This is a genomic window from Limnohabitans planktonicus II-D5 (genome assembly GCF_001270065.2).
Lineage (GTDB): Bacteria > Pseudomonadota > Gammaproteobacteria > Burkholderiales > Burkholderiaceae_C > Limnohabitans_A > Limnohabitans_A planktonicus.
Window position 1 is genome coordinate 1 of record NZ_LFYT02000054.1, and the last position, 9,729, is coordinate 9,729.

Below are 9,729 nucleotides of genomic sequence, written 5' to 3' on the forward strand. Positions count from 1 at the left end.
TGTACTCGCCCACCACGTCCACGGTGCCGGTGTAGCTCACACCGTTGAGCACCAGGGTGATGACATCGCCCGGGCGTGCGCCGGTGCTGGTGCCGCTGATTTTGGTGGTGGTGCTGGCGGCATCCACGGGGCCGATGGCATCGTCACCGGTGATCGGGTTGATGCTGAGTGTGGGCACGGGTGCCGTGGTGTCCAAGGTGAAGGCCAGGGTGCTGGTGGCGCTGACGTTGCCTGCGGCGTCCATCTGGCGCACACGCAAGGTGTTGAGGCCTTCGGTGGCGGCAAAGGTGGTGGCCCAGGTGCTGCCATCGGTGCTGTACTGCACGGTGGTGTCGGCGTCCTGGCCGGTGACCGTCACATCGCCTGTGCGGGTGATCTTGTCGCTGCTGCTGGTGCCGCTGTCGCAGACCAGGGCCAGGCTGAGGTTGCCGGGCAAGCTGGTGTCAATTTGCAGGCTCAGGGTTTGGGCGGCGCTGGTGTTGCCCACGGCGTCGGTGGCGATCACGCTGACGGTGCCCGAGGTGATGGCCTGGGTGAGTGTGGCGCGCCAGGTGCCGTCGGCGGCGACGGTGGCAGACACCACTTCGCCCGTTGCGGGCATCGTCACTTTCAGGGTATCGCCGGTGTTGCCGGTGCCGCTGAGCGTCGGGGTGCTGTCGTTGGTCAGGGTGTCGCCCAGACTGCCGCTGTTGCTGGCGTTGTCCAGTTGCAGCGTGAAGCTGGGGGCGAGGGTGTCCAGGCTGTAGTTGCTGCTTTGGGCCGTCAGGCCGGTGTTGCCTGCCAGATCGGTGTAGGTGGCCAGGACTTTGACCACATTGGTGGTGTCTTCGATGGCGGCAGTCGGCGTGAGGGTGGCGGTCCAGGTCAGGCCGCCGTCGGCGCTGGCCAATTGGCTGAGCACGGCGTTGTCGGCGCTCAGGTCGGCCAGGTCAAAGGCGGTGACTTTTTCTGAGAAGGTCAGGGTGACTTGGGCGGTCTCACCGGCTTTGAGGCTGGGTTTGTCCAGGACCAGGCTTTGCACCGAGGGGGCCACAGCGTCCACGCTGTAGAGGTGCCCCACGGTGACCGTGCCGGTGTTGCCTGCCAGGTCCACGCCGGTCACGCGGGCGTCGATCTTGTGGTCTGCGTCGTCCACCAGGTCCTGGGTGTCCACGGCGATGCTGTAGTTGCCAAAGGCGTCGACTGTGCCGCTGTAAGTCTGGCCGTTCAGCCCCAACGTGACCAGATCGCCCGCTTGGGTCAGGGTCGAGGTGCCCGACAAGATGGTGCTTGCCTGGCTGGCATCGAGCGGGCCAATGGCGTCATCGCCCGTGACCGCGTTCACATTCAGGGTCGGCGTGGCGGCGGTGGTGTCCAGGGTGAAATTCAGCACGTTGGAGGTGGCCACATTGCCTGCCCCATCCAGCACGCGGGCGCGCACGGTGTTGGCACCTTCGGCGGCGCTGTAGGTGCTGGTCCAGACGGTGCCATCGGTGCTGAACTCGATGGTGACGCCCGCATCGACGCCGGCCAGGCCCAGGCTGCCGACCTGCGAAATTTTGTCGCTTGCGCTACTGCCGGTGTCACACACCAGAGACAGCACCGGTGTGCTGATGTCCTTGTCGATCAGGATGCTGATGGACGCACTGCTGCTGACGGCGCTGTTGGGTTCGGTGTAGACCACGGTGACTGTGCCCGAGGCAATGGGTTTGCCCGCCGTCACGCTCCACATGCCGTTGACGTCCACGGTGGTCAAAAACACTTCGGCGGCCGAGCCGTCCAGGGGGGCGGGCATGGTGACTTCGACGGTGGCACCTTCCTTGCCAGAGCCGCTGATGCTGGGCGTGTCGTCGTGGGTCAGGCTGTCGCTCAGGCTGCCGCTGTTGCTGGCGTTGTCCAGGCGGGCGGTGAAGGTGCCTGCGCGGGTGTTGAGGTAGAAGTTCAAGGCATCCGAGGTGGACACATTGCCCGCGGCATCGTTGACGCGCACATAGACCGTGTTGCTGCCTTCGGCGGCGGCAAAGGTGGTGCTCCAGCTGACGTTGTCGCGGCTGTAGCGCACCTGGGCGTCGCTGTCGGCATTCGAGACGCTGATCTCGCCCAGCGAGGTGATGGTGTCACCCACGATGCCGGTGTCGCATCCCAGTGTCACGACGGGCTTGTGGATGGTTTTGTCGACCGTGAAATTCAGGGTGCTGACGGCGCTCAGGTTGCCTGCGGCATCGACCGCACGCACTTTGACCGTGTTGTTGCCTTCGCCTGCGGCAAAGGTGCTGGTCCAACTGCTGCCATTGGTGCTGTATTCCAAAGCCAGCGCGGTATCGGGCAAGCTGACTGTGAGCGTGCCGTTCTGGCTGATCTGGTCGGTGCCCAAAGCCCCGCTGTCGCAGGCCAATGTGACCACCGGTGCGCCGGGGGCGGTGCTGTCGAGGGTGAAGCTGTAGTCGGCTGTTGCGCCCACATTGCCAGCGGCGTCGGTGATGCGGATCTTGACGGCGTTGTTCCCTTCAGCGGCCACAAAGGTCGTCGCCCAGAGCACGCCGTTGGTGCTGTATTCGATGAGGCCCCCAGCTTCGGGGCTGGACAGGCTCAGGGTGCCGTTGTTGCTGACTTTGTCTGTGGCTGTACCTGTGGCTGTGCCGCTGTCGCAGAACAGGCCCACCGTGGGGGCCACGGGTGCTGTGCTGTCGAGCGTGAAGCTCAGGCTGCTGCTGGAGCTGACGTTGCCTGCCGCGTCGGTGACGCGCGCCATGACGGTGTTGGCACCTTCAGCCGCCGCAAAGGTGGTGGTCCAGGTGCTGCCGTTGGTGCTGAATTCGAGCGTGGCACCGGCTTCAGCGGTCACGCTGATCAGGCCATTGCGGCTGAGGCGATCGGTGGCGCTGCTGCCGCTGTCGCAGACCAGGGTGATGATGGGCGCTGTGGGGGCCGTGCTGTCCAAGGTGAAGCTGAAACTTTGCGCACGCTGGTTGCCTGCAGTGTCTGTGACCCGCACTTGCACGTTGTTGACGCCTTCGGTCGCGGCGTAGGTGCTGGCCCAAACGGTTCCCGTCGTGCTGTTGTTATTGCTGTATTCGAGGGTGGCGCCAGCTTCGGCGCCGGTAACGACCAGCGCCGGGGCATTGCTGATGCCGTCGGTGGCCAAAGCCCCGCTGTCAGACACCAGGGCCACGCTGAAGGCGGGCGTTTGGGTGTCGAGCGTGAAAGTCATCGCGCTGGACGTGGCCACATTGCCTGCCGCGTCGGTGGCGCGCACTTGCACAGTGTTGGCGCCTTCTGCAGCTACAAATGTCGTGGTCCAAGACGTGCCGTTGGTGCTGTACTCCAGCACACTGCCGCTGTCAGCGCTCACGCTGAGCGTGCCGTCACGGCTGATCTTGTCGGTGCTGCTGGCCCCGCTGTCGCACACCAGGCTGAGCGTGGGCGTGGCAATGCTGCTGTCCACCACCAGCGCCAGGGTCTGGGCGCTGCTGACATTGCCTGCGGCGTCGCTGGCGGTGATGGACACGTTGCCGCTGACGATGGCCAGCGTGGGCGTGACGCTCCAGCTGCCGTTGGCGGCCACGGTGGCGCTGAGCACCTCCAAGGTGCCGGGCATGGTGACCTGGATGGTGTTGCCCGCTGTGCCGGTGCCGCTGATTGTGGGCGTGCTGTCGCTGGTGAGCAAGTCGGCGGTGCTGCCGCTGTTGCTGGCGTCGTCGAGCTTGGCCGTGAAAGCGGCCCCTTGCGTGTTCAAGCTGAAGCTCAAAGGCGCAGAGCTGGCCACATTGCCTGCGGCGTCGGTGGCCCGCACGGTGACGGTGTTCGCGCCTTCAACGGCCGTGAATGTGGTCGTCCAAGCGGTGCCGTTGGTGCTGTATTCGAGGGCGGCGCCCGCTTCTGCGTTCGCGCTGATGGCGCCGTTGCGGGTGATCGCGTCGGTGGCGCTGGTGCCGCTGTCGCAGACCAAAGTGAGCGTGGGCGTGGCGATGGTTTTGTCGAGCGTGAAACCCAGGCTGCTGGCCGGGCCAGCATTTCCTGCGGCATCGATGGCACGCACTTTGACGGTGTTGTTGCCCTCTGCCGCTGCAAAGGTGCTGGCCCAAGAAGTGCCGTCGGTGCTGTATTGCAGCGTAGCGCCAGCTTCGGCCGTGACGCTGAGCGCGCCATTGCTGCTGATGAGGTCGGTGGCGCTGGCGCCGCTGTCGCAGGTCAGGGTCACGACCGGTGCGCCAGGCGCGGTGGTGTCGAGCGTGAAGCTGTAGTCGGCTGTGGCGCCCACATTGCCTGCGGCGTCAGTCACGCGCACTTTGACGGCGTTGTTGCCTTCAGCGGCCACAAAGGTGGTCGCCCAGATGACGCCGTTGGTGCTGTATTCGATCAGGCCCCCAGCTTCCGGGCTGGACAGGCTCAGGGTGCCGTTGTTGCTGACTTTGTCGGTGGCTGCGCCAGTGGCTGTGCCGCTGTCGCAGAACAGACCCACGGTGGGGGCCACGGGTGCTGTGCTGTCGAGCGTGAAGCTCAGGCTGCTTGGCTGGCTGACATTGCCCGCTGCGTCGGTGACCCGCGCCATGACGGTGTTGGCACCTTCGGCCGCTGCAAAGGTGCTGGTCCAGGTGCTGCCGTTGGTGCTGAACTCGAGCGTGGCACCGGCTTCAGCGGCCACGCTGATGGCACCATTGCCGCTGAGTTTGTCGGTGGCGTTGCTGCCGCTGTCGCAGACCAGGGTGAGCACAGGCGCTGTGGGCGCTGTGCTGTCGAGCGTGAAGCTGAAGTCTTGCGTGCGCTGGTTGCCAGCGGCATCGCTCACGCGGACCTTGACGCTGTTGATGCCTTCGCTGGCGGCATAGGTGCTGGCCCAGACGGTCCCGTTGCTGCTGTATTCGATGACTGCACCAGCTTCTGCGCGAGTGACCACCAGCGCCGGGGCATTGCTGATGCTGTCGGTGGCCAAAGCGCCGCTGTCGCAGACCAAGGCCACAGTGAAGGCGGGCGTCTGGGTGTCGAGGGTGAAGCTCAGGGGCGCAGAGGTGGCGACATTGCCGGCCGCGTCGGTGGCGCGCACTTGCACGGTGTTGGTGCCTTCTGCAGCTACAAATGTCGTGGTCCAAGACGTGCCGTTGGTGCTGTACTCCTGCACACTGCCGCTGTCAGCGCTCACGCTGATCGTGCCGTCGCGGCTGAGCTTGTCGGTGCTGCTGGCCCCGCTGTCGCACACCAGGGTGAGCGTGGGCGTGGCGATGGTTTTGTCGAGTGTGAAGGCCAGGTTGCTGGCCGGGCCTGTATTGCCTGCCGCGTCGACTGCGCGCACCTTGATGGTGTTGTTGCCCTCGGCCGCTGCAAAGGTGCTGGCCCAAGATGTGCCGTCCGTGCTGTATTGCAGCGTAGCGCCAGCCTCGGCCGTGACGCTGAGCGCGCCATCGCTGCTGATCAGGTCCGTGGCGCTGGCACCGCTGTCGCAGGTCAGGGTGAGCACCGGTGCTCCGGGGGCGGTGGTGTCGAGGGTGAAGCTGTAGTCGGCTGTTGCGCCCAAGTTGCCAGCGGCGTCGGTGATGCGGATCTTGACCGCGTTGTTGCCTTCAGCGGCCACAAAGGTGTTGGTCCAGAGCACGCCGTTGGTGCTGTATTCGATGAGACCCCCAGCTTCGGGGCTGGAGAGGCTGAGGGTGCCGTTGTTGCTGACTTTGTCGGTGGCTGCACCTGTGGCTGTGCCGCTGTCGCAGAACAGGCCCACGGTGGGGGCCACGGGTGCTGTGCTGTCGAGCGTGAAACTCAGGCTGCTTGGCTGGCTGATGTTGCCTGCCGCGTCGGTGACGCGCGCCATGATGGTGTTGGCACCTTCAGCCGCTGCAAAGGTGCTGGCCCAGGTGCTGCCGTTGGTGCTGAACTCGAGCGTGGCACCGGCTTCAGCGGCCACGCTGATCAGGCCATTGCGGCTGAGTTTGTCGGTGGCGTTGCTGCCGCTGTCGCAGACCAGGGTGAGCACAGGCGCTGTGGGCGCTGTGCTGTCGAGCGTGAAGCTGAAGTCTTGCGTGCGTTGATTACCAGCGGCATCGCTCACGCGGACCTTGACGTTGTTGAGGCCTTCGCTGGCGGCATAGGTGCTGGCCCAGACGGTCCCGTTGCTGCTGTATTCAACAGTGGCACCAGTTTCGGCACCGGTGACCACCAGCGCCGATGATTTGCTGATGCTGTCAGCGCCAGAAGCGCCGCTGTCACACACCAAGGCCACAGTGAAGGCGGGCGTTTGGGTGTCGAGGGTGAAGCTCAGGGGCGCAGAGGTGGCGACATTGCCTGCAGCGTCGGTGGCCCGCACTTGCACGGTGTTGGTGCCTTCGATGGCTGCAAAGGTCGTGGCCCAGCTGCTGCCGTTGGTGCTGTATTGGAGCGAGGCACCCGTTTCGGCATTCACGCTGATGGCCCCATTGCGGGTGATGGTATCCACAGCGCTGGCACCGCTGTCGCAGACCAAGCTGAGGGTTGGCGTGGCGATGGTTTTGTCGAGCGTGAAGGCCAGGTTGCTGGCCGGGCCTGTATTGCCTGCAGCATCGACTGCGCGCACTTTGACGGTGTTGTTGCCCTCGGCCGCTGCAAAGGTGCTGGCCCAGCTGCTGCCGTCGGTGCTGTATTGCAAGGTAGCGCCAGCCTCTGCTGTGACACTGAGCGCGCCATCGCTGCTGATCAGGTCCGTGGCGCTGGCACCGCTGTCGCAGGTCAGGGTGAGCACCGGTGCGCCGGGAGCGGTGGTGTCGAGGGTGAAGCTGTAGTCGGCTGTTGCGCCCACATTGCCAGCGGCGTCGGTGATGCGGATCTTGACCGCGTTGTTGCCTTCAGCGGCCACAAAGGTGTTGGCCCAGAGCACGCCGTTGGTGCTGTATTCGATCAGGCCCCCAGCTTCGGGGCTGGAGAGGCTGAGGGTACCGTTGTTGCTGACTTTGTCGGTGGATGCGCCTGCCGATGTGCCGCTGTCGCAGAACAGGCCCACGGTGGGGGCCACGGGTGCTGTGCTGTCGAGGGTAAAGCTCAGGCTGCTTGGCTGGCTGATGTTGCCTGCTGCGTCGGTGACGCGCGCCATGACGGTGTTGGCACCTTCAGCCGCTGCAAAGGTGCTGGCCCAGGTGCTGCCGTTGGTGCTGTATTCGAGCGTGGCACCGGCTTCAGCGGCCACGCTGATCAGGCCATTGCGGCTGAGTTTGTCGGTGGCGTTGCTGCCGCTGTCGCAGATCAGGGTGAGCACGGGCGCGGTGGGGGCCGTGCTGTCGAGCGTGAAGCTGAAACTTTGCGCCCGCTGGTTGCCTGCGGTGTCCGTGACCCGCACTTGCACACTGTTTGCGCCTTCGGTGGCGGCGTAGGTGCTGGCCCAGACGGTCCCGTTGCTGCTGTATTCAACAGTGGCACCAGTTTCGGCACCGGTGACCACCAGCGCCGATGATTTGCTGATGCTGTCAGCGCCAGAAGCGCCGCTGTCACACACCAAGGCCACAGTGAAGGCGGGCGTTTGGGTGTCGAGGGTGAAGCTCAGGGGTGTGGAGGTGGCGACATTGCTTGCAGCGTCGGTGGCCCGCACTTGCACGGTGTTGGTGCCTTCGATGGCTGCAAAGGTCGTGGCCCAGCTGCTGCCGTTGGTGCTGTATTGGAGCGAGGCACCCGTTTCGGCATTCACGCTGATGGCCCCATTGCGGGTGATGGTATCCACAGCGCTGGCACCGCTGTCGCAGACCAAGGTCAGCGTGGGCGTGGCGATGGTTTTGTCGAGTGTGAAGCCCAGATTACTGGCCGGGCCTGTATTGCCTGCAGCATCGACTGCGCGCACTTTGACGGTGTTGTTGCCCTCGGCCGCTGCAAAGGTGCTGGCCCAAGATGTGCCGTCCGTGCTGTATTGCAAGGTAGCACCAGCCTCTGCCGTGACACTGAGCGCGCCATCGCTGCTGATCAGGTCCGTGGCGCTGGCACCGCTGTCGCAGGTCAGGGTGAGCACCGGTGAACCGGGGGCGGTGGTGTCGAGGGTGAAGCTGTAGTCGGCTGTTGCGCCCAGGTTGCCAGCGGCGTCAGTTACCCGCACTTTGACGGCGTTGTTGCCTTCAGCGGCCACAAAGGTGGTCGCCCAGAGCACGCCGTTGGTGCTGTATTCGATGAGGCCCCCAGCTTCGGGGCTGGACAGGCTGAGGGTGCCGTTGTTGCTGACTTTGTCTGTGCCTGCACCTGTGGCTGTGCCGCTGTCGCAGAACAGGCCCACCGTGGGTGCCACGGGTGCTGTGCTGTCGAGCGTGAAGCTCAGGCTGCTTGGCTGGCTGATGTTGCCTGCCGCGTCGGTGACGCGCGCCATGACGGTGTTGGCACCTTCAGCCGCTGCAAAGGTGCTGGCCCAGGTGCTGCCGTTGGTGCTGAACTCGAGCGTGGCACCGGCTTCAGCGGCCACGCTGATCAGGCCATTGCGGCTGAGTTTGTCGGTGGCGTTGCTGCCGCTGTCGCAGACCAGGGTGAGCACAGGCGCTGTGGGCGCTGTGCTGTCGAGCGTGAAGCTGGAACTTTGCGCCCGCTGGTTGCCTGCGGTGTCCGTGACCCGCACTTGCACACTGTTTGCGCCTTCGGTGGCGGCGTAGGTGCTGGCCCAGACGGTCCCGTTGCTGCTGTATTCGATGACTGCACCAGCTTCTGCGCCAGTGACGGCCAGCGCCGGGGCTTTGCTGATGCTGTCGGTGGCTAAAGCGCCGCTGTCACACACCAAGGCCACAGTGAAGGCAGGCGTCTGGGTGTCGAGCGTGAAATTCATCGCGCTGGACGTGGCCACATTGCCTGCCGCGTCGGTGGCCCGCACTTGCACAGTGTTGGCACCTTCAGCCGCTACAAATGTCGTGGTCCAAGACGTGCCGTTGGTGCTGTACTCCAGAACACTGCCGCTGTCAGCGCTCACGCTGATCGTGCCGTCGCGGCTGATCTTGTCGGTGCTGCTGGCCCCGCTGTCGCACACCAGGCTGAGCGTGGGCGTGGCGATGGTGCTGTCCACCACCAGCGCCAGGGTCTGGGCGCTGCTGACATTGCCTGCGGCGTCGCTGGCGGTGATGTTCACATTGCCGCTGACGATGGCCAGCGTGGGCGTGACGCTCCAGCTGCCGTTGGCGGCCACGGTGGCGCTCAGAACTTCACCGGTGCCGGGCAGGGTGACTGCAACCGTGTCACCGGCCGTGCCGGTGCCACTGATGGTGGGCGTGGCGTCGTTGGTCAGCAGGTCGCTCAGGCTGCCACTGTTGCTGGCGTCGTCGAGCTTGGCGGTGAAGCTGGGGGCTTGCGTGTCGATGGCGTAAGTGGCAGTGGCACCACTGCCGGTGTTGCCCGATTCGTCGGTGTAGCTGTTGGCCAGCGTCAGGGTGTTGCTGGCGGCCGTGGTTTGATCGGCGGGGGTGAAGGTGGCGGTCCAGCTCAGGCCGTCGGCACTCGCGGTGAAGGCGCTCAGGCTGCCGTTGGGCGCGCTGACGTCGGCCAGACTGAAGCCCAGCACTTTTTCACTGAAGGTGATGGTGACGGTGGCCGTTTCACCCATTTTCAAGGCGCTGTCGCTGAGCGCGATGGTGGCGCTGGGCGCTTTCAGGTCCATCACGTAATTGGCACTCTGCGCACTGGTGCCTTGGTTACCCGCCACATCGGTGTAGCTGTTCGTCAGGCTCACGGTGTTGGTGGCATCGGCCACGCCGGGCGTGGGGGTGAAGGTGCCCACCCAGGTTTTGCCGCCATCGGTGCTGCTCAGGGCGCTCAGTGTGCCGTTGTCCACCG

General features: G+C 65.1%; 1 protein-coding gene. It reads right to left on the bottom strand.

Going from position 1 to position 9,729, the window contains the following annotated elements:
* Window positions 1-9,729: Ig-like domain-containing protein (locus H663_RS40460; protein WP_133240090.1), on the bottom strand; the 9,729-nt coding region annotated here is incomplete at both ends.